Origin of the sequence: Streptomyces sp. NBC_01707 (assembly GCF_041438805.1) — a bacterium.
GTDB lineage: Bacteria > Actinomycetota > Actinomycetes > Streptomycetales > Streptomycetaceae > Streptomyces.
Genome location: NZ_CP109190.1, coordinates 7,038,195 through 7,060,571, shown reverse-complemented (window position 1 = coordinate 7,060,571; position 22,377 = coordinate 7,038,195). Strand labels below are relative to the sequence as shown.

The 22,377-nt window shown below is 68.4% G+C and carries 22 protein-coding genes; 13 read left to right on the top strand and 9 right to left on the bottom strand.

The genetic code is table 11. From position 1 onward, the window contains the following. The first annotated feature begins 71 nt into the window (after window positions 1–71). From glnA to OG963_RS31595, 5 genes are all read left to right on the top strand, one after another. Window positions 72–1,481 carry a type I glutamate--ammonia ligase gene (gene glnA, locus OG963_RS31615; RefSeq protein ID WP_030933685.1) on the top strand — a complete coding sequence of 470 codons (1,410 nt, stop codon included), beginning with the start codon at window positions 72–74 and terminating at the stop codon, window positions 1,479–1,481. Between the two features lie 868 nt (window positions 1,482–2,349). Continuing rightward, complete coding sequence (locus tag OG963_RS31610; RefSeq protein ID WP_093771474.1) at window positions 2,350–2,814, top strand: cupin domain-containing protein; 465 nt, start codon at window positions 2,350–2,352, stop codon at window positions 2,812–2,814. A 488-nt stretch (window positions 2,815–3,302) separates the two neighbouring features. Next, window positions 3,303–3,743, top strand: a complete 441-nt coding sequence (locus OG963_RS31605) for a DUF6233 domain-containing protein (protein WP_371126263.1) — start codon at window positions 3,303–3,305, stop codon at window positions 3,741–3,743. Between the two features lie 116 nt (window positions 3,744–3,859). Then, the gene (locus tag OG963_RS31600; protein ID WP_371799715.1) at window positions 3,860–4,675 is read left to right on the top strand and encodes a hypothetical protein; all 816 of its coding nucleotides are present in this window, start codon (window positions 3,860–3,862) and stop codon (window positions 4,673–4,675) included. 915 nt (window positions 4,676–5,590) lie between these two features. Then, window positions 5,591–6,493, top strand: coding sequence for a helix-turn-helix transcriptional regulator (locus OG963_RS31595; protein WP_093774825.1), 903 nt, complete (start codon window positions 5,591–5,593; stop codon window positions 6,491–6,493). Here OG963_RS31595 and OG963_RS31590 read toward each other — a convergent pair. The 5 genes from OG963_RS31590 to OG963_RS31570 form a co-directional block, all read right to left on the bottom strand. After that, on the bottom strand, window positions 6,464–7,162 hold the full coding sequence (locus OG963_RS31590; protein WP_371799714.1) for a contact-dependent growth inhibition system immunity protein: 699 nt from the start codon (window positions 7,160–7,162) through the stop codon (window positions 6,464–6,466). The two genes, OG963_RS31595 and OG963_RS31590, sit on opposite strands and share 30 nt — an antisense overlap. A 107-nt stretch (window positions 7,163–7,269) precedes the next feature. Next, window positions 7,270–8,508 carry an HTTM domain-containing protein gene (locus OG963_RS31585; RefSeq protein WP_093774823.1) on the bottom strand — a complete coding sequence of 413 codons (1,239 nt, stop codon included), beginning with the start codon at window positions 8,506–8,508 and terminating at the stop codon, window positions 7,270–7,272. Then, window positions 8,505–9,242 (bottom strand): DUF5819 family protein, encoded by a 738-nt coding sequence (locus OG963_RS31580; RefSeq protein WP_256223486.1) that lies wholly within the window; start codon window positions 9,240–9,242, stop codon window positions 8,505–8,507. The genes OG963_RS31585 and OG963_RS31580 overlap by 4 nt, the downstream gene beginning before the upstream one ends. After that, entirely contained in the window at window positions 9,229–9,516 is a 288-nt protein-coding gene (locus OG963_RS31575; protein ID WP_371799713.1) for a hypothetical protein, read from the bottom strand. Before OG963_RS31575 ends, OG963_RS31580 begins: the two co-directional genes overlap by 14 nt. Window positions 9,517–10,228: 712 nt before the next feature. Next, the gene (locus tag OG963_RS31570) at window positions 10,229–10,609 is read right to left on the bottom strand and encodes a hypothetical protein (RefSeq protein ID WP_371799712.1); all 381 of its coding nucleotides are present in this window, start codon (window positions 10,607–10,609) and stop codon (window positions 10,229–10,231) included. A gap of 248 nt (window positions 10,610–10,857) precedes the next feature. Here OG963_RS31570 and OG963_RS31565 point away from each other — a divergent pair, with 248 nt between their 5' ends. The 5 genes from OG963_RS31565 (at window position 10,858) to OG963_RS31545 (ending at window position 17,263) form a co-directional block, all read left to right on the top strand. After that, entirely contained in the window at window positions 10,858–11,460 is a 603-nt protein-coding gene (locus OG963_RS31565) for a TetR/AcrR family transcriptional regulator (RefSeq protein WP_371799711.1), read from the top strand. A gap of 116 nt (window positions 11,461–11,576) precedes the next feature. Next, window positions 11,577–12,500 carry a TauD/TfdA dioxygenase family protein gene (locus OG963_RS31560; RefSeq protein ID WP_371799710.1) on the top strand — a complete coding sequence of 308 codons (924 nt, stop codon included), beginning with the start codon at window positions 11,577–11,579 and terminating at the stop codon, window positions 12,498–12,500. Between the two features lie 107 nt (window positions 12,501–12,607). Then, on the top strand, window positions 12,608–13,897 hold the full coding sequence (locus tag OG963_RS31555; protein WP_371799709.1) for an MFS transporter: 1,290 nt from the start codon (window positions 12,608–12,610) through the stop codon (window positions 13,895–13,897). A gap of 53 nt (window positions 13,898–13,950) precedes the next feature. Beyond that, complete coding sequence (locus tag OG963_RS31550) at window positions 13,951–15,660, top strand: aldehyde dehydrogenase family protein (RefSeq protein ID WP_319324805.1); 1,710 nt, start codon at window positions 13,951–13,953, stop codon at window positions 15,658–15,660. Window positions 15,661–15,784: 124 nt separating this feature from the next. Further along, window positions 15,785–17,263 carry a long-chain fatty acid--CoA ligase gene (locus tag OG963_RS31545; RefSeq protein WP_371799708.1) on the top strand — a complete coding sequence of 493 codons (1,479 nt, stop codon included), beginning with the start codon at window positions 15,785–15,787 and terminating at the stop codon, window positions 17,261–17,263. 203 nt (window positions 17,264–17,466) lie between these two features. Here the strand turns inward: OG963_RS31545 and OG963_RS31540 are convergent, their stop codons facing one another. Both OG963_RS31540 and OG963_RS31535 read right to left on the bottom strand, forming a co-directional pair. Beyond that, window positions 17,467–17,949, bottom strand: coding sequence for a hypothetical protein (locus OG963_RS31540; protein ID WP_030933711.1), 483 nt, complete (start codon window positions 17,947–17,949; stop codon window positions 17,467–17,469). 209 nt (window positions 17,950–18,158) lie between these two features. Further along, complete coding sequence (locus tag OG963_RS31535; protein WP_030926244.1) at window positions 18,159–18,428, bottom strand: hypothetical protein; 270 nt, start codon at window positions 18,426–18,428, stop codon at window positions 18,159–18,161. Window positions 18,429–18,548: 120 nt separating this feature from the next. Between OG963_RS31535 and OG963_RS31530 the strand changes: the two genes are divergently transcribed. Continuing rightward, window positions 18,549–18,908 carry an arsenate reductase family protein gene (locus OG963_RS31530; protein ID WP_030926242.1) on the top strand — a complete coding sequence of 120 codons (360 nt, stop codon included), beginning with the start codon at window positions 18,549–18,551 and terminating at the stop codon, window positions 18,906–18,908. 24 nt (window positions 18,909–18,932) lie between these two features. Here the strand turns inward: OG963_RS31530 and OG963_RS31525 are convergent, their stop codons facing one another. Then, a complete protein-coding gene (locus OG963_RS31525; RefSeq protein ID WP_093774809.1) occupies window positions 18,933–19,820 on the bottom strand; it encodes an alpha/beta fold hydrolase in 888 nt (295 codons plus the stop codon). A 69-nt stretch (window positions 19,821–19,889) separates the two neighbouring features. Here OG963_RS31525 and OG963_RS31520 point away from each other — a divergent pair, with 69 nt between their 5' ends. After that, a complete protein-coding gene (locus tag OG963_RS31520; RefSeq protein WP_093774807.1) occupies window positions 19,890–20,339 on the top strand; it encodes a MarR family transcriptional regulator in 450 nt (149 codons plus the stop codon). A gap of 134 nt (window positions 20,340–20,473) precedes the next feature. Then, a complete protein-coding gene (locus OG963_RS31515; RefSeq protein ID WP_371799707.1) occupies window positions 20,474–21,142 on the top strand; it encodes a hypothetical protein in 669 nt (222 codons plus the stop codon). 63 nt (window positions 21,143–21,205) lie between these two features. On the opposite strand, the gene OG963_RS31510 is transcribed toward OG963_RS31515, so the two are convergent. Beyond that, on the bottom strand, window positions 21,206–22,117 hold the full coding sequence (locus tag OG963_RS31510) for a Gfo/Idh/MocA family protein (protein ID WP_093774803.1): 912 nt from the start codon (window positions 22,115–22,117) through the stop codon (window positions 21,206–21,208). Window positions 22,118–22,377: the final 260 nt, after the last annotated feature.

The following is a 22,377-nucleotide window of genomic DNA, read 5'->3' as shown; positions in this document are numbered from 1 at the left end:
CGTGTGCCACCGCACTGGCCGCACAACGAGCTACAACCCCGCCCCTCCGGGTCGGGAGTAGGAGGAGTTGGATGTTCCAGAACGCCGACGACGTGAAGAAGTACATCGCCGACGAAGACGTCAAGTTCATCGATGTCCGGTTCTGTGACCTGCCCGGTGTGATGCAGCACTTCACCATCCCGGCAGCGGCCTTCGACCCGACCGAGGAACTGGCTTTCGACGGCTCGTCGATCCGCGGCTTCCAGGCCATCCACGAGTCCGACATGGCGCTCCGCGCGGACCTGTCGACCGCCCGTGTCGACCCCTTCCGCCGCGACAAGACCGTCAACATCAACTTCTTCATCCACGACCCGATCACCGGCGAGCAGTACAGCCGTGACCCGCGCAACGTGGCCAAGAAGGCCGAGGCGTACCTCGCCTCCACCGGCATCGCGGACACCGCCTACTTCGGTCCCGAGGCGGAGTTCTACGTCTTCGACAACGTCCGCTTCCAGACGTCGGCGAACGAGAGCTTCTACCACATCGACTCCGAGGCCGGCGCCTGGAACACCGGTTCGGAAGAGAACAACCGTGGTTACAAGGTCCGCTACAAGGGCGGCTACTTCCCGACCCCGCCGGTCGACCACTTCGCCGACCTGCGCGCCGAGATCTCCCTGGAACTGGACAAGAACGGCCTCCAGGTCGAGCGCCAGCACCACGAGGTCGGCACCGCCGGCCAGGCCGAGATCAACTACAAGTTCAACACGCTGCTCGCCGCGGCCGACGACCTGATGCTCTTCAAGTACATCGTGAAGAACGTCGCCTGGCGCAACAACAAGACCGCGACCTTCATGCCGAAGCCGATCTTCGGCGACAACGGTTCCGGCATGCACGTCCACCAGTCCCTGTGGGCCGGCGGCGACCCGCTGTTCTACGACGAGCAGGGCTACGCGGGTCTCTCGGACATCGCCCGCTACTACATCGGCGGCATCCTCAAGCACGCCCCGTCGCTCCTGGCCTTCACGAACCCGACGGTGAACTCGTACCACCGCCTGGTCCCCGGCTTCGAGGCCCCGGTCAACATGGTCTACTCGCAGCGCAACCGCTCGGCCGCGATGCGTATCCCGATCACGGGCTCGAACCCGAAGGCCAAGCGTGTCGAGTTCCGCGCCCCGGACCCGTCGTCCAACCCGTACCTGGCCTTCTCGGCGCTGCTGATGGCCGGCCTCGACGGCGTGAAGAACAAGATCGAGCCGGCCGAGCCGATCGACAAGGACCTCTACGAGCTGGCTCCCGAGGAGCACGCGAACGTCCAGCAGGTCCCGACCTCGCTCCCGGCCGTCCTGGACGCGCTCGAGGCGGACCACGAGTACCTGCTCGCCGGCGGTGTCTTCACGTCCGACCTGATCGAGACGTGGATCGACTACAAGCGGACGCACGAGATCGCCCCGATCCAGCTGCGCCCGCACCCGCACGAGTTCGAGCTGTACTTCGACATCTAAGGGCACCACAGGTCGGAGCGGGGCTCCGCTCGCCTGCACAGTCTCCGGGCCGTCGGCCGTGTTCTTCCACCATCGGAAGACGCGGCCGACGGCTTTTCCTTTGCACGCCGCCCGGGCGACGGTGCGTGAGCCCGCCAAGTTGCCTGTGTCGCAGCTCGATGGTTGTGTCTTTGTGTGGACACACGACATCGCGACATGCGCAGCCGTCACCCCGCGCCTCGTGATTGATCCTGCTCGCGCAGCGAACCGTCTGCGACAAGGTGAGATCGATCATTCGGAGGTGCCCATGCCCGACATCGTCTCTGCCCCACCGTGAAACCAGGTCCGCGCTCCCGGCGGACGTCGACCACACCATGACCGCCGCGCCGTCCGGGCCGACCGCATGCCGGACCGTCCTGATCCACGGCGCCGCGGGCGGAGTTCACGCCGATCACGGTGCAGTTCGCGCACCGGGTGGGAGGCCGAGTGATCGACACCGGCCGGACCGCCGACAGACACGTGGCGCTCGGTCGCGGCGTGGATGACTTACTGGCCCTGCAGGCCAATCAGCTGGAAGAGACCAGCGAGTTCGACGCGTTCGGCGGCCAGGCCCTCGACCGCTCCGCCGCCTGGTGCGTGCCGGTGGCACGCTCTTCGCGTCCGCCACGCCGCCCACGGTCCAACCCGGGACGGGCGAGCTGTCCTGTTCGTCGTCGCACCCGATCGCGCCCGGCTCGTGACCACGCCACGCGGCTCCGGGGCGGACGGCTCGAGCCGATCGTCTGCGGCCGTGCGGCCGCTCGCCGAAGTGCCCACCGCACTCCCCCGATCGCCGCACCCCGGGCAGGACGAACATCCGGATCACCGAAGACTGAATGGGAGAGCAACCATGACCAAAATACGGCTTTCCTGCGCCTTTCTGGCTGCCGGCATGGTGGCCACGGCCGTCGCGTGCGCCCCCGTGGCAGAGCGCTCCACCGGTGTGGTGCCGGCTGCTGCCGTGACTTCTGAGGCACCGGAAGAAACGCTGGCGCCTCTGTTCGAACAGGCGCTCCCGAACATCGAGGGCAAGACGTTCACCTCGGCGATAGTGGACTTCCCGCCCGCTTCGCGCGCGGCTCCTCATCGGCACGGCGAGGCTTTCGTCTACGCCTACGTGCTCGAAGGGACCATGCGCAGCCAGCTCGCCGGCGAGCCGGTGCGTACCTACCACCAAGGCGAGAACTGGGTCGAGGAGCCGGGTGCTCACCACGTGCTCACGGAGAACACCAGCAAGACGAAACCGGCGAAGCTTCTGGTCATCTTCATCACCAACACGGGAGATGAACTCAAGGTCCCTGATCCGCGAGGGTAGGGAACCGGTTGCACAGCGGTTGCCCTGATCTCTCCCGCTGCCCCCGCCCCGATGCGCCGACCACCTCGAGCTCTCCTACGCACGGGCCCATCGGTGGGCCGGTCCGAGGGCGGTCCCGTCAGTGCTCCGACCGGATCGGTCCGCCGGGTGCGGGTTCCTCCTTTTCGGAGGCAGCTGCGACATGGCGACGGCGCAGGTCGGCAGCGGTGAGGTGGGGTTTGTGCAGCCCTTCGCCGTAGAGCCGTGATCGGCAGTGCGTCGAAGGTCTGCACGGGGCCGGAACTCGATCGTGCCGTCGTCCGCGCGAGGCCCGCCATGCGAGGGTTCCTCCAATGATGCCGCTCGGAATCACGTCACGACGACTCTGACGGGCGGAAAAACCGACCGGGTCGACTTAACCTCGGGCGCCCAAGACCGCCCGCTGTGGCAAGAGACGCCCGATCAGCGGAAACGAGCGCATCATCACGGCCCGAGCCCCTGCCGGAGCAGTGGGGCTCGCGCACATCCACGACACCATAATCGAACACGCGTCCAATGTCTCGCCTGATCCCTTCGCCTCCCTCCCCTGCGGACCGGCACGCCATGTGGGTGGAGCGCATCGACGAGACGATCGCCGCGGTCGAGCAGCGGGAGAAGGACCGGCAACCGGGCGAGGGGCGCGGCCGACCACCCCGGCCCGGATCGTTGAGCTCAGCATCGGGGTCGGTGCCCGTCCTGTCGAGGTTCACGTCGGTGGGTGCTACGCCGCGAGGAAGTGCCACCGCGACATCACCCGCGAGCAGGCCCTCGCCGCCCTCGTCGCCTTTGAGCGCCGCCGGGCCGGTCCCCTGGCTCGATCTCACAACTTGACCTCACAGAGAGCAGCGAGGGCCGCTGCCCCATACCTCGGGGCAGCGGCCCTCGCCATGCTGCCGTTGAGAACCGGCTGATCGGGGGCGTGTGACGCGTAACCCGCGTGTACCGCGGGTTACGCGCCCCCAGGCGGCATGGCGTCCGCCAGACAACCAGGCCAGGTGACCTATAGCAGACCACCGCCCTGCTGCTGTTGCTGCTGCTGCTGGCCACCCTGGCCACCCTGCTGCTGTTGCTGCTGTTGCTGCTGCTGCTGCTGCTGCTGCTGCTGCTGTTGCTGCTGCTGTTGCTGCTGCTGCTGCTGTTGTTGCTGCTGCTGTTGCTGCTGCTGCTGTTGCTGCTGCTGCTGGCCACCCTGGCCACCCTGCTGCTGCTGCTGTTGCTGCTGTTGCTGCTGTTGCTGTTGCTGTTGCTGTTGCTGCTGCTGCTGCTGTTGCTGCTGCTGCTGCTGCTGCTGCTGCTGCTGCTGTTGCTGCTGTTGCTGCTGTTGCTGCTGTTGCTGCTGCTGCTGCTGCTGCTGCTGCTGTTGCTGTTGCTGCTGTTGCTGCTGCTGCTGTTGCTGTTGCTGTTGCTGCCGGCCGCCCTGCTGCTGTTGCTGCTGTTGCTGCTGCCGGCCGCCCTGTCGGCCGCCCTGCTGTTGCTGCTGCTGCTGTTGTCGGCCGCCACGGCCGCCCTGCTGTTGCTGTTGCTGCTGACCCGGGAAGCAGGGTTGGCTAAAGGCCGCGGGCGTTGTCTTCGCGGGGGTCGATGCCGATGCCGCCACAGCTGCTGGGGGCGAGGCGCCTATCGTTTCCCCGGCGAAACTCGCTGGGAACGCCAGAGAGGCGATGAGCACTGGGGGAACGAGGTACCGCTTGTTACGCATGATTTTCTCCCTTCGACCACCGGAGCGAAGACAGGCGCTCGTTCACGAACGGTGATCTTCTCAGCACCACGTGACGGTCGAACGCCGCTTCCAGCAGCAGGATCACACGCGGCACAACACGCATCAAGAAACCGACTATCCTAGGAGTGGAGGTCTCCGGTAATAGCCATCCGCAATAGTCGGCAGCAGAGGCGACGGCGGATTAATTACGACCAACAGCGAGCGGAGATCGTGGACTTCTTCACGGAAGAGATCGGTCTTCCACCACATGCATCGCAGCGGGCCGACGACCTGTGGCGGACATCAGCATCTGCTGGCACACCCGCCTTGAACAGGCCTGGAACATCCTGGTATTTCAGCCATGTACTGATCTCGCCGACCGCAGCCCTTCCGGCATATGCTGTAGCTCTTCTTCGTCAGGCATATGCGAACAGATTCAGAAAAGTTCCGCACGGCCGCCGAATTGTAAATCCACAAACCGTCGTTCACCACTCCGGCGCGGGTCCACTCCCTTTGCACTTGAGTACCGTCGGGCAGGCTTCCTGGCTTGATCTCACAAACGGCAACGAGGGCCGCTACCCCACACCATCGGGGCATCAGCCCTTGGCTGCACGGACACAGAAGCTCACAATTCAGATGCCCTGCTGCCGCAGGGAACCGGCTGAACATCGCTACGCTGCGCGAAACCCGCAAGTTGCGCGCCCCTCTGGCTGCATGGCGTACCCCGGACAGCCCGGCCAGACAGCTGCGGCAGCACGTTCATCGTCAACCGCAACGACTTCGCCGCTGCGACGGCGACTGCCCAGGCCTACATGAGCACTCGGCTGCCTCGGATGAGGTACCGCCTGCCACGCATGGCTTTCTCCCTTCGACCACCGGACCGAAAGACAGCCGCTCGTTCACGAACGGCGACCCCTCTCAGCGCCCGTCAGGGCCGAACGCCGCTCCCAGCAGGAGCTTCACACTCGGCAGAGCGCGCATCAAGAAACCGACTATCCTAGGAGTAGAGGTCTCAGGTAATAACCATCCGCAACAGTCGCTCAGCAGAGGGAACAACGGATGAATTACGACCAACGGCGAGCGGAGCTCGCAGACTTCCTCAAAACACGACGGCTGGCCCTTCAGCCAGAAGAGGTCGGCCTTCCCACGCGAACATCACGGCGCACCCCGGGCCTGCGACGGGAAGACGTCGCCGACTTGGCGGGTATCAGCGCCTGCTGGTACTCCCAACTTGAACAAGCTCGGAACATCCGGGTATCCGACCACGTGCTCAATTCGCTGGCCGAAGCCCTTCGCCTCAGCGCCGAAGAGCGCGACTACCTCCTGGCCTTGGCGCACGAGGATGCTCGTTCCAGCGCGAACATTCCCGCGGACGGCGTACCTCCGGCCCTCCAGCGCATCCTGGACAGCCAGCATCCACATCCGGCGTTCGCTCTAGGTCCCCGTTTCAACATTCTCGCCTGGAACCAAGCCAGAACAGACGTCTACGGCGATCTGGCCAAAATCCCTCCTGCGCACCGCCACATGCTGTGGCTCTTCTTCGGCGGTCATATGCGCGAGATGATTCAGAACTGGGAGCCGAGCGCCCGATCCGTGCTGGCCGAGTTCCGCGCGGCCACCGGACTGTACGTCCACGAACCGTGGTTCACCACTCTGGTCCGCGAACTGGGCCAGAGCAGCACGGAATTCCGCAGATGGTGGCGGCAGCACGAGATCGAAAAACACCACGTCACCACTCGGGAAGTGAAGCATCCCTTCGTCGGCCGCATGGTGCTGGAGGAGAGCGTGCTCGTTGTCGACGACCGCTCAGGTCGGCGGATCATTCTCGAGATCCCGCAACCCGGCACCGGCACGGAGAAGAAGCTGACGGCACTTTCCTGGAAGTCCCAAGAAGTGCAAGATCCGTCGTGGCACGTGCTTCGAAGTCCGGATTCAGAGGAACAATGGAGCAACCACTTCTGAACGTGACAGCTCCTGATGACCGAACAGCGCAGGGGTGAGGCCGTCCACGGCTCGACCGGTGTCGCAGCACCACACCCACGTCGGCCTTGACGTCACCCGACAGCTTGCGGCTTCTGCGGGCCGTGGCGTCCTGGGAGGACTTCGACCCGACGTCGTCGATCGTCCCCACAATCGATACCTGCAAGTCACGTTCGCGTCCCTGCAGTTGACCAGCGGGGCCTGAGGGCGAAGGGGCGCCCTCGTACTGGGCGTATTCCGGCGTTCCGAGGACACAACGGGTGCCGTAGCTGTCGTCCCGCGCCCGCCGGTAGGGGCTGTCCCGCAATCCCTGGTGGAGCGTCGGAGCCCACGGATATCGGCGACGCGGCGACGGACGCGGCCTTCGGACGCCGTGCTGGAGACGCTGCCGCCGTCGTCCGAACAGGCGGCGGTCTCGATATCGCGGCCGCCGCCGGCAGTGCGACCTATGGACCTTGCACACCAGGGACCTTCCGCGGCCCTCCCCTGCCCTATCAGCAGCCGCATGCCCTCCACTGTCAGCTCGCCGATCGGCTTACGTCGAAGCGCGTGCGGGGTCGCAACAAGGCGAGTCGCGTCGCCCGACGGGGCCGGCCAACGTTCGTCCTTCAGCTCCTCAAGGGAGTGGTGACGGTTCAGGGGTCGAGTCACCGAGGGGATCGTCCCATGCCGGATCTCCAACGCGATCCGGGCCGAATGTGTGCGTACACGCCTGTGCCCCCGGGTCTCCGAGGGCACAGGCTTCGCGTACTCCCCGATCACGCGCGGCGGACGGGTTCGGTCTGTTCTTGGGCCATCAGTGGTGCGGGCACCAGGGCTCGCGTCCACTGCACTGCGCGCGCCGCACGGTCGCTCAGCCAGCGCAGAACAGCCGTCGGGAGGAAGAGTGAATCCGCCGCGATCATCGCCATCGTGAAGAAAGGAAGACCGAGCAGAATCCCGATGCCCGCGTGCATGGACATCATGATCGCGACCATCACGGTCCTCACACGGCTGTTGAAAAGCGTGAAAGGGAAGGCGACTTCGACGATCACCGTGCCGTAGCTCAGTATCAGGATGAGCAGGCTGCTACTCGCGACGGCGTGGGACAGAGCGGGCCACGGGGTGACGTTGCCGAGGTGCAACGCGTAGTAGATCGCCGTGCCGTCCTGCCAAAGGGAGCCCTGGATCTTGTACCACCCGGAGCTCGAGTAGATCAGGCAGACCTGGACCGCGATCACGAGCATCGCACCCGCGTGCACCACGTTGCCCACCATCGCCATCACGGTGCGGGGCTCCCCGGGTGCGTAGTTCCGCACCAACCACCAGGCCATCTGGGCCAAGAGGAAGCCCCAGAGCAGCAACGCCCAGCCAATGCTCAGCTTGCCCAGCCCGGTGACCACAGTGAGCACGGCGGCGAAGCAGGCCCACATTGCGATCCCGGCCACATCCCGACCGCCGTCCTGGTCGCCGTCGCGGCTGTCCGCAGCGCGCCGCGCGTCCAACGACCAGACTTGTCCGCAGCGCGTGAACACCATGTAGATCGCCATGATGTGGATGACGTTGTCGCCGCCGTTCCCCACAAAGGGGTTGCGGTTCTGGAGCGCCAGCACACCGATCATGAACAGCAGCGAGGCGGTACGGGTCCGCCAGCCGAGGAGCAGCATCACCGACGCAGCCATCGCCGCCATGTAGACGATCTCGAACCACAGCCGACCGTCATGCCACAGGAGTATGGTGAAGGCGTGGTTCGTGGCATTCCATTCACGGGCCATGGCCCAACTCCAAGGGCTGTCCGCCCCGTAGAGCTGATTTCGGTGCACCCACTCGCGCAACAGCAAGGCGAGCCAGGTCAGCGAGAAGCCGATCCGGATGACGGCCGACTGGTACGGCGCGACGGCACCGCTGGTGATGCGCCTGAAGCCCCGCTCGACAGCGGCGCCGATACGGTCGCGCAGCCGGGCGCGAGGGGGCGGTGCGGATTCGCGGCCGGGCGTGGCCGGAGAGTATGCGGTCACTTGAAGTCCTCCGCCTTGACGGTCCACCACGGCTCCACCAAATAACCGGTCGTGGTGTCGACGTACTGGTTGCTCCACGAAGGCGCCGCGATCGGCGTACTGGCCGAACGCAGCTGGACGTTTTGTACGGTGCCGCCGTCGAAGTGCGGTCCAAAACGCTGGGCGGCGATGCGCACCAGATATTCCTGCATCATGGTTCCGAACAGGCCGACCGGGCGGCCCTTGTCATCGAGCGTGGAGACGTAATTGGCCCAGGCGCCGCGGAGTTGGTTCTGGTGCGCTTGGCTCGGTAGAGGATTGTGCACGATCCACGCCTCGTCCATCGCGGTCAAGTCCATCCAGCCAGTGGTTTTGAGGGCCCCGTCGGGCATCAGGACCTTCACTCGCGCCTGCACATGCGTATTCGCCGACGTCGGGTTGGGGGCGAAGAGCTTCCAGTCCTGTGCGAACTCCGGGTAGATGTAGCTGTTCAGGCCCGCGGCATGTTTCTGGGAGACGGTGTTCAAGGGGGCGATATTGAGGAAGAGCATCACCGAGTGCACGACAGCCGCGACCGCGACGCCCACCACCGAAAGCACGATGATGATCACCGACACCGGTTTGAGGGCGGCCAGCCCTCCCAGTCTGCCGCCCTGGGCCGTCGGCGCCCCGGCCCCCTCGCCTCCCGGACCTTGTCCGTCCGCCGCGGGGTCCGGCAGTTCCTCGCCCGACTCCCTGACATCAGGCGGCTGCATGGCAGTCCCAGTCCGGAACCAGATTCGGGTAGGTGGCTGCACCGCCGGCACGGTTCTGCACCGCCTGTGCGGACGCGCCGCTGGATCGGGCGCTTGTGATGCCGTAGCTGCCTACCGTCGAGCAAGTGTCTGTCGTGACACCGATGCTCTGCCATATCTGCTTCTTCATGATCAGCCTCGCGAGAATTTGGGTGATCTTGATTTGGAAGTCGTGCACGATTTCACGGCCATCAACCCCGAGGACCGGTGATGTGAAGCTTGCATCTGAGCGCACTGACGCGCTGCCACTGTGCGACGCGGCGACGTACCGGTACCGCTGGGCGTTACTTCTTCCCGTGGTCGATAAACAAGGCTTGCTTGTCCGGGTAACTCGAAGAACAAGGGGAAGAATGGCCGGTCTTATGCATGGGCAAAACCGTCGACTCATACCGGGTGGAACTGCCTGCAGCAACTATTCGTTCAATCAGTGACCAGCCGGGCCGTGAGCGCGAGCCGGGGCCGGATCTGTCCCTTCGGTGAGAGCCGCTCTTTTCCTCGGCAGCCGGTCCAGATACGAATGTACTGCGTTTCCGGTGATGTTCAACTTGGCGGCCACCTCTCGTCCGTGGCGCCACCGGCGGGGATCGTCAGGATCTGATCCGTCTCTCGAGGCCGGCAATGCGGGGAGATCGCAAGGGTGGCCCGCGGCCATTGAGGTGGGTGAGAAGTAGATTCACCCGGACGCTACAGCAGGGATGACCGCAGGTAACTCTGCTCCGATAAATTTTTCGCCGCAGGTAACCACCGACATCAATGCACAGGACTGCGTCTGATTATATTTCGGAGCCCGACCCGACAAAACGATGGCCGGATGCCTGAGGGCTATGGATAACACTTCCGGACATTGCCCTGATTCATTACGCAGCGGGCGACCGGCTCGGGAGAGGAGACGCTGCTCAGAATTTCTCACTGCCCCCAAGAGGTGAGACGCCACGCCACTGCATCGGTCAGTGCGTGACGGTGACGGTGGCCTCGACGACCTCGTCCGGGTTCGAGTTGCAGGCGAGGTAGATGGTTTCCGTGGTTCCGCGCTCGGCATTCTCGATGGTGGCTGTGCCGACGAGCGTCCCGTCGGCGCCGGCCTTGAGCTCCGTGATGCCGATGGGAGATCTCGCCGTGGTCCCGCCCCCGACGAGCGAGCCCTCTGCAAGCCCGCCCTCCCCGGGATTCTCACAGTTGCGCAAGGCCAGATGCACGGTTTGGCCGGGCTGTACGGTGTTCGGGCTGACGGTGGCGACGGGGTCGGCGCCGGCGGTGGCCATCGCAGCGGGGGCCGCCGACGCCAGCACAACGGCCCCTGCGACGGCGGGCATTCCGATGAGGCGCATGGCTGCCTCCCGCGGGCCGGCCTGCCGGGTGTGTCCCGAACGGATGACCGCACCACGTTCCTTCCGATCGTAGGAACGCATGGCGTGCGCCGCGATGCCCGCTAGCCCGAACAGGTGAATGCCGAGTCGGCTGCGCCTCTGCGGGTGGCGGCCCCCACCCTGCGTGCACATGCCGGTCCGGCTCCGCCCCCGGACGCGATCGGGGACCGGCCTGGTTGGCGTGCGGAGCGAAATCATAAGGTCGGGGCATGGTCGAAAAGCGGACTCGGGACGCAGCACGAGGGCCGGGGCGCCCCCGGGAGGAGCGGGTCACCCGCGCGGTGCTCGACGCGGTGCTCGCGCTGGTCGCGGAGCAGGGGATGAACGCGCTCACGATGGACGCCGTGGCCGTGCGGGCCGAGGTGAGCAAGCCGGCCATCTACCGGCGCTGGCCCACCAAACAGGACCTGATCATCGCGGCTGCCGAGTCGCGCGTCGGCCCCCTGTCCATTCCGGATCTGGGGGACTTCCGTGCCGAGCTGCGCGCTGTGCTCACCGCTCGTGTCGAGGTGTACCGGACGCCCGGGATGGACCGTCTGATCGTGGGCGTCTTCGGCGCTGCGGCCGACGCGGGAACCGGACGCAGCGCGTACCAGGCGTACATCAACCGGGTGATGGGTGAGACCGGGCGCATCCTGGAGCGCGGCATCGTGCGCGGGGACGTGCGGCCGGACACCGACGTCCGGGCCGCCGCCACCATGGTGGCGGCGCCGTTGGTGTTCCGCCTGGTGGCGGAGCAGGAGCTGCCGGACAGCCACCTGGTGGACTCGGTGGTCGAGCTCGTCGGCCGCGCCGTGGGAGTGCGGCACTGACCGTGAGCCGGATCTCTCCGCGGTCATGAAATCGGTGGACGAAGACCCTTGCCATGGCATGCCTGGATATCGATACTCCCGGTATCGAATTAATCCTCACCGTGGAGGAAGTACCCATGGCTGCAGTCGTCGCCACCCCCGAGCCCACCCTCGACAAGCCCCTGATGCACTACGGGCGCCGCGTTCTGGACCGCACCGCTCCGGGCAGCGCCGAGACGGAGTACCGGATACTGGGCATCTCCCCGCTCACCCCCCACATCGGTGCCGAGGTCAGCGGTGTCGACCTCTCGCAGCCGATCGGTGACGACCTCGCCGAGGAGCTGCGGCAGGCGCTGCTGGAGTGGAAGGTGATCTTCTTCCGTGACCAGCACCGCTTCGCTTCCGAGCACCACGTCGCGCTCGCAGCGGTGTGGGGCGGGCCAGAGGTGAACCCCTTCTTCCCCAAGGGCGACACCGCTGGCGTCTCCCGTCTGGCCAAGGACGCCATGACCGTCGGCAGCGAGAACATCTGGCACAGCGACCACTCCTTCATGGCCGCGCCCGCCCTGGGTTCGGTGCTGCGCGCCGTCGAGGTGCCGTCGGCCGGCGGCGACACGATGTGGGCGGACATGGCGGTCGCCTACGACAACCTCTCCGAGTCGATGAAGGCCCGGATCGACGGACTCATGGCGGTACACGACTGGGTGCCCAGCTGGGGTGCGCTGATGACCGAGGAACAGGTCGCCCGGTTCCGCAAGACCCTGCCGCCGGTGGAGCACCCGGTGGTCGTCCGCCACCCGCAGTCCGGACGCAAGGTGCTCTACGTCAACGAGCCCTTCACCACGCGGATCGTCGGCCTGTCCGACGCCGAGAGCCGCGAGTTGCTCGACGAACTCGTCCTGCAGGCCCGTATCCCCGAGTTCCAGGTGCGTTTCCACTGGCAGCCCGACTCCGTCGCGATCTGGGACAACATCGCGGTCCAGCACTACGCGATCAACGACTACTACCCGCAGCGGCGTGTCATGGAGCGGATCGCGATCGCGGGAGTCCCGCTCTCCTGAGGCCGCTGCGCCGCGGCCCGTGCGCGGGCCGGCGCACGGGCCGCGGCGCAGCCCCGCCTCCTCGCCTGCCCACCCCCTCGTCAGCGCCACATTTTCCGGAGGACCCCGTGACCGCCGCCGACACCGCACCCAGACAGACCGAGTCCCCGACGGGCCGCAGCTCCGGAGCCCGCGGCTGGATCGTCACCGGCCTGCTCGTGGTCTTCATGATGGTCAACTTCGCGGACAAGTCCGTGTTCGGCCTCGCGGCCGATGAGATCCGTGCGGACATGGGCCTGTCCGCCACCGAGTTCGGGCTCGCCAACAGCGCCTTCTTCCTGCTGTTCTCGGTGGCCGCCGGCGTGGTGGGGCTGCTCGCCGACCGGGTGCAGCCCAAGTGGCTGCTCCTGGCCATGGCCCTCCTCTGGTCGGTCGCACAGACACCGGCGGCCTTGGGAGGCGGCCTGGCCGTACTGATCGGCTCACGGATCCTGCTGGGCGCGGCGGAAGGTCCCGCCTTCCCCGTCGCCCAGCAGGCCGCGCTGTCGTGGTTCCCCAACCACCGGCGCAACCTCCCCGGGGCGCTGGTCACTTTCGGCGTCACCCTCGGCGTGATCACCGCCGCCCCCGGCCTGACCTGGGTCATCCACCACCACGGCTGGCGCGCCGCCCTCTGGGTGGTCGCGGCCGCCGGTGCGCTGTGGGCCCTGCTGTGGGCCGTGTTCGGCGCCGACGGGACGTACCGGACCGACACCGCGGAGGCACTGTCCTCCGAGCCTGCGGTGAGGCCCACCTACCGCCGCATCCTCGGCACCCGCACCTGGATCGGCACCACCGCCGCCTACTTCACCAGTTACTGGGCCGTGGCGCTGATGCTCGTATGGTTGCCCTCCTACCTGCGCAACGGCCTCGGCCACTCCTCCGACGCCGCCGGCAGACTCATCGTCCTCCCCTGGGTGGTCGGCGCCCTCGCGCTGCTCGGTCAGGCGGCGCTCACCGGGTGGCTCATGCGCCGCGGAGTCAGCAGCCGCTGGGCGCGCGGCCGGGTCGGCGGCAGCCTGCTGCTGCTCGGCGCGGTCGCCTGTCTGGCCGTACCCCTCGCGGACGGTGCGGCGGCGAAGACCGCGCTGCTGGCCGTGGGCTTCGGTATGGGCGGATCCTTCGCCACCGTCGCGATCACCACCGTCGCCGAACTGGCCCCGCCCGCCCGGCGCGGCGGCGCCCTCGGCACGATGAACGCCACCGTGACCACCGCGGGCCTCATCGCCCCCGCCGTCGTCGGATCGCTGGTCGACAGCCACGGCACGGCGGGATACCAGACCGCCGTCGTGCTCTCGGGCGGCCTGCTGCTGCTGGGCGCCCTCGCCGCCTTCACCCTGATCGACCCGGCGCGCGACGCTCCGCGACCGAGCGCCTGACACACCGGCCCCCGCCGTCGTCCACCCACCCACTGTCCCCCTGGAGCGAACCCGTGCCCTCCACCGCTGTCGACACCGAACTGCTGGACCAGGCCCTCGCCGAGCTGCGCGAAGGCGCCGCGTCGTGGACCACCACCCCGATCGCCGAACGGATCGCGCTGCTGGAGCGGTTGATGCCGCGGATCGTCGACAGCGCCGAGGACATGGCCGCCGCCGGCGCCCGCGCCAAGGGATACGGCCCCGACTCCCCCTGGGCGGCCGAGGACTGGATCGGCGCCCCGTGGGCACTCGCCCAGAACGTCAGTGCCTGCCTGCATGTGCTGCGCCGGATCGCGGGCGGCAAGGATCCGGTCGAGGCCGGGGCGGTGCACGTGCGCGACGGCCGCACCCGGGTCGACGTCTTCCCCGCCACCGGCTGGGACACCCTGCTGCTCAACGGGTTCACCGCCCAGGTGTGGATGCGCGCCGGCATCACCGCACAGCAGGTACGGGACCGGGCCGCCGGTGAGTACCGCGGCCGTCCCGGGCGCCCGGCCGTCGCTCTGGTCCTGGGTGCGGGCAATGTCGCGGCCATCACCGCGCTCGACATCCTCCACAAGCTCTACGCCGAGGGCCAGGTCGTCATCGCGAAGATGAACCCGGTCAACGCCTATCTCCGCCCGCACTTCGAGCACGTCTTCGCCGAGTTCGTCGAGCGCGGCTGGGTTCACTTCATCGACGGCGGTGCGGCCGAGGGCGGCTACCTCTCCGCACATGACGGCGTCGACACCATCCACGTCACCGGCAGCGACCGCACCCACGACGCCATCGTGTGGGGCACCGACGAGCAGGCGGACGAGCGCCGTCACGACGACAAGCCGCTGATCGGCAAGCCGTTCACCAGCGAGCTCGGCGGGGTCAGCCCCTGCATCGTGACCCCCGGCCCCTGGAGCGCGGCGGACTTCCGCTTCCAGGCCGAGCACATCGTCACCAGCAAGATGAACAACTCCGGCCACAACTGCATCGCCAGTCAGATCCTCGTCCTGCCTCGGGAGTGGGACGGCACCGAGCGGCTGCTGGCGGAGATCCGGCGGGTGCTGCGCGCACTACCGCCGCGCACCGACTACTACCCCGGCGCCGCCCAGCGCCTCGGCGCCGTGCTCGAGGCCCACCCGCAGGCCGAGTCCCACGGCGACGGAGACTGCCGCATCCTGGTCCCCGACATCACCGACCACGACGACATGCTGATCACCGGCGAGGTCTTCGGCAGCGCCCTCGGCGTCGCGCGGCTCCCGGGCGCCACTCCGACCGAATTCCTGCGCCACGCGGTCGACTTCGCCAACGACACGCTCCCCGGAACCCTCGGCGCGACCCTCATCGTCCACCCCGGAACCGAGAAGACCCACCGCACCGCAGTGGAGACGGCCGTCGCCGAACTGCGCTACGGAACCCTCGGTGTCAACTGCTGGTCCGCGATCGGGTTCCTGCTCGGCTACACCCCCTGGGGCGCCTACCCCGGCCACACCCGGCAGGACATCGGCAGCGGCATCGGCTTCGTCCACAACGCCTTCATGCTCGAGGACATCGAGAAGACCGTGCTGCGTGCGCCCTTCGCCCCCGCTCCGCGCGGCCTGTTCACCGGCTCCCCGTCGCTGTCCCCGCGCCCGCCGTACTTCGTCACCAACCGCACGTCGCGTACGACCATCGAACGCGTCACCCGCTTCACCGCCGCGCCCGGCATCGCCAAACTGCCGGCCATCTTCGCCTCCGCGCTGCGGGGCTGACGACCCCGCATTCCGTATTCCGTACTCGAGCCGGACACGGCCCGGCACTTCGCCGTGCCACTGGGCGCCACCGCCTTCGGCGGGCGGCCGGGTCGTCCACGGCACCAGAAACGAAAGGCACCAGGTGAATCTCGCCGATCTCCTCAGTCGCAGCGCCGCAGCACACGGTCCCCGGACCGCCGTCGAACTCGGTGACCGGTCGCTGACCTATACCGAACTCGACACCCTCGCCGGCCGTGTGGCGGCGCTGCTCACCGCACGCGGTGTCATCCCGGGCGACCGGGTCGCCCTGATGGTGCCCAACCTGCTCGAGTTCCCGGCCCTCTACTACGGCATGCTGCGCGCCGGCGCCGTCGTCGTTCCGATGAACCCGCTCCTCAAGGCACGCGAGATCGCCCACTACCTGCGCGACTCGGGTGCGGTACTGCTGTTCGCACACGAGTCGTCCACCGCCGAAGTGACCGTGGGTGCGGAGGGCACCGCAACCGAGGTGGTCCCGGTCGGGCCGGGCTCGCTCGCCGACCTGCTCGCCACCCACCCGGAACCGGTCGCCGGAGCGCTCGGCGGCGGCCACGACACCGCGGTCATCCTCTACACCTCCGGGACCACGGGAGTCCCCAAGGGGGCCGAGCTCACCCATGCCGGCCTCACGCGCAACGCCGACATCACCGCACGGTCGCTGATCCGGCTCGGCCCCGATGACACCGTGCTGGGCTGTCTGCCGCTCTTCCACGCCTTCGGCCAGACCTGCGCCATGAATACGGCGGTCGGCGTCGGCGCCCGGCTGACGCTGCTGCCCCGCTTCGACCCGGTCCTGGCGCTGCAGACCGTCCAGCAGCGGCAGGTGACGGTCTTCGAGGGCGTGCCCACCATGTACGCGGCCATGCTCGCCGTACACACACAGCAGCCCGGCGCCCACGACACCACCACCCTGCGGGTGGCCGTGTCCGGCGGCGCCTCGCTGCCGGTCGAGGTCCTGCACGGCTTCGAGAGCGCCTTCGGCTGTCCCGTCCAGGAGGGCTTCGGCATGTCCGAGACCTCCCCGGTCGCCTCCTTCAACCACCCGGACCGCCCCCGCAAGCCCGGCTCCGTCGGCACCCCGATCGAGGGTGTCGAGATGTGCCTGCTCGACGAGCGGGACGGCGTCGGCGAACTGTGCGTACGCGGTCACAACATCATGAAGGGCTACTGGGGCCGCCCCGAGGCCACCGCCGAGACCGTCCAGGACGGCTGGCTGCGCACCGGCGACCTCGCACGCGTCGACGAGGACGGCTTCTACTACATCGTCGACCGCAAGAAGGACCTGATCATCCGCGGCGGTTACAACGTCTACCCCCGCGAGATCGAGGAAGTCCTCTACGAACACCCCGCAGTCGCCGAGGCGGCGGTGATCGGCGTCCTCCACCCCACCCTCGGCGAGGAGGTCGCCGCCGCCGTGGCCCTGCTCCCAGGCGCGGCGACCACCCCCGACGAGCTGCGGGAGTTCGTGCGGGCGCGGGTCGCCCCCTACAAGTACCCCCGCGAGGTCTGGCTGCTCGAAGCGCTCCCCAAGGGCGCCACCGGCAAGATTCTCAAGCGCGAGATCGCGACTCCGGGCTCCTGAAATCCCGTCCCTCACTCGCTCGCGTCGGCCCGCTGTCACAGCGGGCCGACGTGCTGCCCGTACGGAGGCACCTTGCTGGGAATGCTCGGAATTCCACCGGAGCAGGAACAGTGACCCCCGGTCCGTGGCAGTCGCGGCTGCCATGGCGAGGTGGGACGAACAACGGGAGCGGCGGCACTCAGGTGCTGCCGCTCCCGCCGTCGTCAGTGGCGCAGGGCCCTGCCCACCTCGGCGGTGACGTCGCCGGCGAGGGTGCGGTTGCTGCGGGCCGTGGCGTCCTTGGGGGTGCCCGGCCGTACGTCGTCGACCGTTACCACGGTGGAGTCCAGCAGATTGCCGCCGGGGTCGCGGAAGTTGATCTGGACGATGTACGACTTGGCCGAGTCGGTGCTGTTCGTCACGGTGATCTTCGTACTGGCGCGGCCACCCTGCTCGGTCACCGCACCCGCCTTGACGTCCTTGCCCGCGTTCACGCCGTTCTTGAAGTTCTGGAGTTTCTCCTGCGCGGCAGCCGATGCCGAGGCCGCCACGTCGCCCCCTCTGGATGCGGCGGACGCCACCGCGGACGCGGCCTTGGACACCGTGCCGGCCGGGCTGCCGCCGTCGTCCGTGCAGGCGGCGGCAGCCGATGCCACGACCGCTGTCAGCAGCACTACCCACGCGCCTCGTACGGATCGCCTTGTCATCGCGCCTCCCAGCACTCACGGCTCCGTCCCAGTCAAGGCGGAGACGGGGCTGCCCGCATGCCGCGTACGTCGATCGGGTGATGGCAGGGGCCTGCGGGTCCGCGCACGGTGGCGATGGCTGCGCCGGCGTCGCGGGGGACGTGCCTGTGCCCCTGGGCGAGCTTCTTGAGGTCCAGGGGCACAGGTTTCGGGTCCGCCGGCTGTGGCCGTCAGCGCCCGTAGCGGATCAGGGCGCGGACCATGCGGCAGGTCGTGTCGGACGGCGGATGGATGCCGATGCGCTCGGCAGTCGTGCGTATCTTGTCGTTGTCTGCGCTCGACGGGTAGTAGACGCCCGTGTCGAGCAGGGCGATCGCCAGGCGCATGGCCTTCAGGCGGCGGTTGTGCGAGATGTACCACTCGCGGGGCCGGCCCGCGGGGAGCGGCTTCTTCTGCAGGGGCTTGTGGAGCGGCTTGGTCGTGACTGCGGCAACGGCCATGGGCAACCTCCTGGCACGGTCGTGAAACCCTCACGAACTACCTCCATTTTACGGCCCACCACTGACAATCACCCCTGGCCAGAGGGGCTTTGGCGACCTCCCTCCCGTATCGTGGGCCCCATGGAGATCTGGATCAATCCCGCGTGTTCCAAATGCCGCAGCGCGGTGCAGTTGCTCGATGCGGAGGGAGCCGAGTACACCGTCCGCCGCTATCTGGAGGACGTGCCGTCGCCGGACGAGATCCGGGCCGTGCTCGATCGGCTCGGGCTGGAGCCGTGGGACATCACGAGGACGCAGGAAGCCGACGCGAAGGAGCTCGGGCTCAAGGAGTGGCCGCGCGAGGCCGGTTCGCGGGAGAGGTGGATCACGGCGCTCGCCGAGCATCCGAAGCTGATCCAGCGGCCGATCATCACCGCGGAGGACGGAACGGCTGTGGTGGCACGCACGGAGGAAGCCGTACGGGATGCCTTGGGGCGTTGATCCGGGCGGTGCCGCCGGAGCCGCTCAGCACCCGGCCGACAGGAACTCCTCGATCCTGCGGTTGAGTTCGTCGGCGTCCGGGGCGTGCAGCGGCAGGGTGTGGTGCGTGGCACCGGGAATGGTCGCCGTCCGCGCGTGCGGAAGCAGCCGGGCCGCGGCGGCGGCGACCGTTGCGCTGTTGTGCGCCCGGCTGTTCTCGGCCAGCAGGATCAGGGTCGGTACGTTCAGGGCGGCCAGCAGCTCGGGGGCGGGGCGGGGGCCGGTGACCGGCCGGGCGGACGGGAAGGCGGCAGCCGTGTCGCGCAGGTGCAGCCAGACCGGGTCGAGCGGCGCGTCGGAGGTCTCCCAGTTCAAGAAGGTGCGGGTGCGCCGCGCGTTGGGGCGGAGCAGCATCGGTAGCGCGTGCAGCAGATAGCCGGGGCGGTATCCGGCGAAGCACCCGGTCGGGTCCACAAGGATCAGCTCGCTGACACGGTCGGGTGCGTGCAGGGCGTGGTGGAGCGCGATCCACGCTCCGTAGGAATGGCCGCAGAGTGCCGGCGATGCGATGTTCAGACCGTCCAGCACCGCGTCCAGCCAGGCCGTCAGATCCGGCACCGTCCGGATCGGACGCTCCCCCACCACGCTGCGGCCCGGATCGCCCATGAGGTCGACTGCGTGGACACGGTGACTGCGGCCCAGGTGGGCGGCCTGGGCGTACCAGACGGTGGAGGTGGAGCCGCCGCCGGCCAGCAGTATCAGGGGCGGGGCGTCCTCCGGGCCGTAACTGTTGACATGGGTGGTGCCGTACGGGGTGAGGGCCTCGGAGTGGGTCGTTCCAGCGGGCCACTTGACCGCCAGGACCTCGTCGTACGCAGCGAGGAACGACTCGGTGGCTGCCACCGCGGACGATCCGGATGACGTAGGCGTCATGGGGTGCCTCCCAGATGGGTACCCTTGGATATTATCTCGCTCAGCGAGATAATAGGGGCAGGAGAACCGATGAGCGAGCAGAGTCCCGAGATGGAGATCGTCCATCTGCTGCGCAAGGTGACTGTCGAATTCGGGCTGCGGCAGGCCGAGTTCGCTAGCCGCCACGGCATGCACCCCACCGACGTACGCGCCCTGATCTGCCTGCTCGACGCCGAACGGGCGGGCGCGGACGCGACCGCCGGATGGCTCGGTACGCAGCTCGGGCTCAACTCCGCGGGCACCACCGCCGTCATCGACCGACTGGAACGGCTCGGTCACCTCACCCGCACCCGCGACCCGCGTGACCGGCGGCGGGTGCTGATGACGGTGGCCCCGCCGGCGGTCGAGCTGGGCCGGTCCTTCTTCGGTCCGCTGATCGACGACACGGTCGCGGTACTGCGCGACTTCGACGAGAGCGAGACGGCCGCCGTGCGGCGCTTCCTGTCCGCCGCGCACCGGGCGGTCACCGCCATTTCCTGACCGGCAGGGCGGCGACGGATGGGTGCGTCCGCACGACGGATGAAACGAACGCTCCTGTTACTCGTACGTAGGGACACACGCACCACATCCGGCCCGAGCGCATCAGGTGTTCCGGCCGGGGACAGGAGCCCTACGTGTCACGCAAGAAGACCCTCAGCCGCAAGAAGAAGCTCGCCCTGCTGGTCGGGGCCGCCGCACTCGCCGGCGGGACAGCTGCCGTGCTGGCGGGAACCAGCCAGGCCGCGCCGTCGCCACCGGCCGACCGGGCCTCGTCGGTCGTCTGCACCGGACTCGCCACGGCGCTCGGTAACAACGAGCAGTTCATCGCCGGTCAGCGGGCCGATCCGGATGCCCAGTCGGCCGCGCGGATCGCCAACCGGGAAGCCGTGATCGCGGAGATCCGGCGCCAACAGGCCGCCTCGGGATGCGGTGGGGAGGTATCGGCGGCCGTGGATCCCGCCACGTCCGCGGCCGCTTCCGCGCCGGCCTCCGCATCCGCGCCCCCGCCAGGGACCGCGGCCCCGGAACCGCCCGGCGGAGGGGGGCAGACCACCGGTGAGGTCGTCTGTGCCGGATCCACCGTGACACTGTCCGGCGAGGGAGGAGCCCCCGCCGCGTCCAGCAATCAGTTCCCGGTCGGCACCCGGCTCAAGGTGACCAATCTCGACAACGACAAGTCCACCACGGTGCAGGTCACTTCACCCTCCGGAAGCTGCGCCCTGCTGAACGACGCCGCGTTCGAGCAGGTGCGCGAACCGGGCAAGTTCCTGATCCGTCGCGCCCGCATCGAGCGCGTGGGTTGACGAGCCCGGGCCGGGCGGTGCCGTGCGGTACGAGACACGGCAACGCCCGGCACCCTTCGGGGTTCAGGGGCGCACGGCGGCCTCCGCCTGGGCCAGCAGCTCGGTCAGCCGCAGGCCGAACCGCGCGTCGCAGGGGTGCGGCACCCCGGTACGCACCGCTTCGAGCAGCGCATCCACCGCCGCGCGGAACGAACCGACCGCTTCACCCCCGCCAGGGAGCGTGGCGATCCCCGATTCGCCCCTGAACTCGACCTCCGTACCCGCCGCTCCCAGGGGTGCGTCGAGCGCGAGCGTCACCGTGCTGGACGCACCGGACGCGTGGCGGAGGATCAGATGGGTGGCGTCGGCGGGGCCGCGGGCGGCGGTCAGTTCCGTCACATCGCCGAGCACCGGGAGCAGCACCGACAGCGCATGCGGGCCGACGTCCCACAGGCCGCCCTTCTCGCGACGCCACGGCGAGTTCGCGAACTCGCTCTCCGCCCCGGGGGCGTACAGCGCGCCGATCCACTGGGCGCGGGCGGTGAACCAGCCGCCCCGGGCGGCCTGCTCGGCGATCCATGTCGCGGTCGGCTCGGCAAAGCGCATCGTGCAGAAGACGACGGACGCGACCCGCGCCCGGTCGGCCGCCTCGGCGACCTCGCGGGCAGCGGCCACCGTCGTCGCGACCGGCTTGTCCATCAGCAGGTGGCATCCGGCGGCCGCGGCACGGGCGGCGAGCGGGGCCTGAACGTCCGGCGGCAGGGCGAAGGCGACGGCATCGCTCGCGGCGAAGAGTTCGTCGACGCCCGCGTCATCGGTGTACGCCTTGGTGCCGTGGACGGCGGCGAGGGCGTTCGCCGCCTCGGGCCGGCGGCCCCACACACCGCTGAGTACGACTCCGGGGTGGGCGGCGAGGGCGGGGGCCTGGGTCATCCGGGCCCAGGGGCCCGTACCGAGAAGGCCGATACGCAGGGGAGCTGCGGGTGGTGTCGTCATGGGGCCAGTCTGCCCGGTCCGCATATCGGGTGGCGGCGTACGAGGGTCCGCGGAGGGGACCCCGCCCTGCACGGCGCCCGGATCCTGGATGTCGCGGACCTGACGGCCGGTCGTCGCCCCGGACGGCTGGGGCGGCGCGCTCCCGGGCCCGCAGGAACAGTGTTGCGGATGTGCGCGGACGAGGATCGGTCCTGACCGGCACCGGCGATACTGCGCCGAACCCCGTATACGAAGAGGGTGGTTTCGAGGTGGCGGCCCAT

Bases quoted from the DNA above. Each gene is read 5' to 3' on its own strand.
- glnA (WP_030933685.1), top strand. From the start codon at position 72: ATGTTCCAGAACGCCGACGACGTGAAGAAGTACATCGCCGACGAAGAC.
- OG963_RS31610 (WP_093771474.1), top strand. From the start codon at position 2,350: ATGACCAAAATACGGCTTTCCTGCGCCTTTCTGGCTGCCGGCATGGTG.
- OG963_RS31595 (WP_093774825.1), top strand. From the start codon at position 5,591: ATGAATTACGACCAACGGCGAGCGGAGCTCGCAGACTTCCTCAAAACA.
- OG963_RS31580 (WP_256223486.1), bottom strand. From the start codon at position 9,242: ATGCAGCCGCCTGATGTCAGGGAGTCGGGCGAGGAACTGCCGGACCCC.
- OG963_RS31570 (WP_371799712.1), bottom strand. From the start codon at position 10,609: ATGCGCCTCATCGGAATGCCCGCCGTCGCAGGGGCCGTTGTGCTGGCG.
- OG963_RS31565 (WP_371799711.1), top strand. From the start codon at position 10,858: ATGGTCGAAAAGCGGACTCGGGACGCAGCACGAGGGCCGGGGCGCCCC.
- OG963_RS31560 (WP_371799710.1), top strand. From the start codon at position 11,577: ATGGCTGCAGTCGTCGCCACCCCCGAGCCCACCCTCGACAAGCCCCTG.
- OG963_RS31540 (WP_030933711.1), bottom strand. From the start codon at position 17,949: ATGACAAGGCGATCCGTACGAGGCGCGTGGGTAGTGCTGCTGACAGCG.
- OG963_RS31535 (WP_030926244.1), bottom strand. From the start codon at position 18,428: ATGGCCGTTGCCGCAGTCACGACCAAGCCGCTCCACAAGCCCCTGCAG.
- OG963_RS31530 (WP_030926242.1), top strand. From the start codon at position 18,549: ATGGAGATCTGGATCAATCCCGCGTGTTCCAAATGCCGCAGCGCGGTG.
- OG963_RS31525 (WP_093774809.1), bottom strand. From the start codon at position 19,820: ATGACGCCTACGTCATCCGGATCGTCCGCGGTGGCAGCCACCGAGTCG.
- OG963_RS31520 (WP_093774807.1), top strand. From the start codon at position 19,890: ATGAGCGAGCAGAGTCCCGAGATGGAGATCGTCCATCTGCTGCGCAAG.
- OG963_RS31510 (WP_093774803.1), bottom strand. From the start codon at position 22,117: ATGACGACACCACCCGCAGCTCCCCTGCGTATCGGCCTTCTCGGTACG.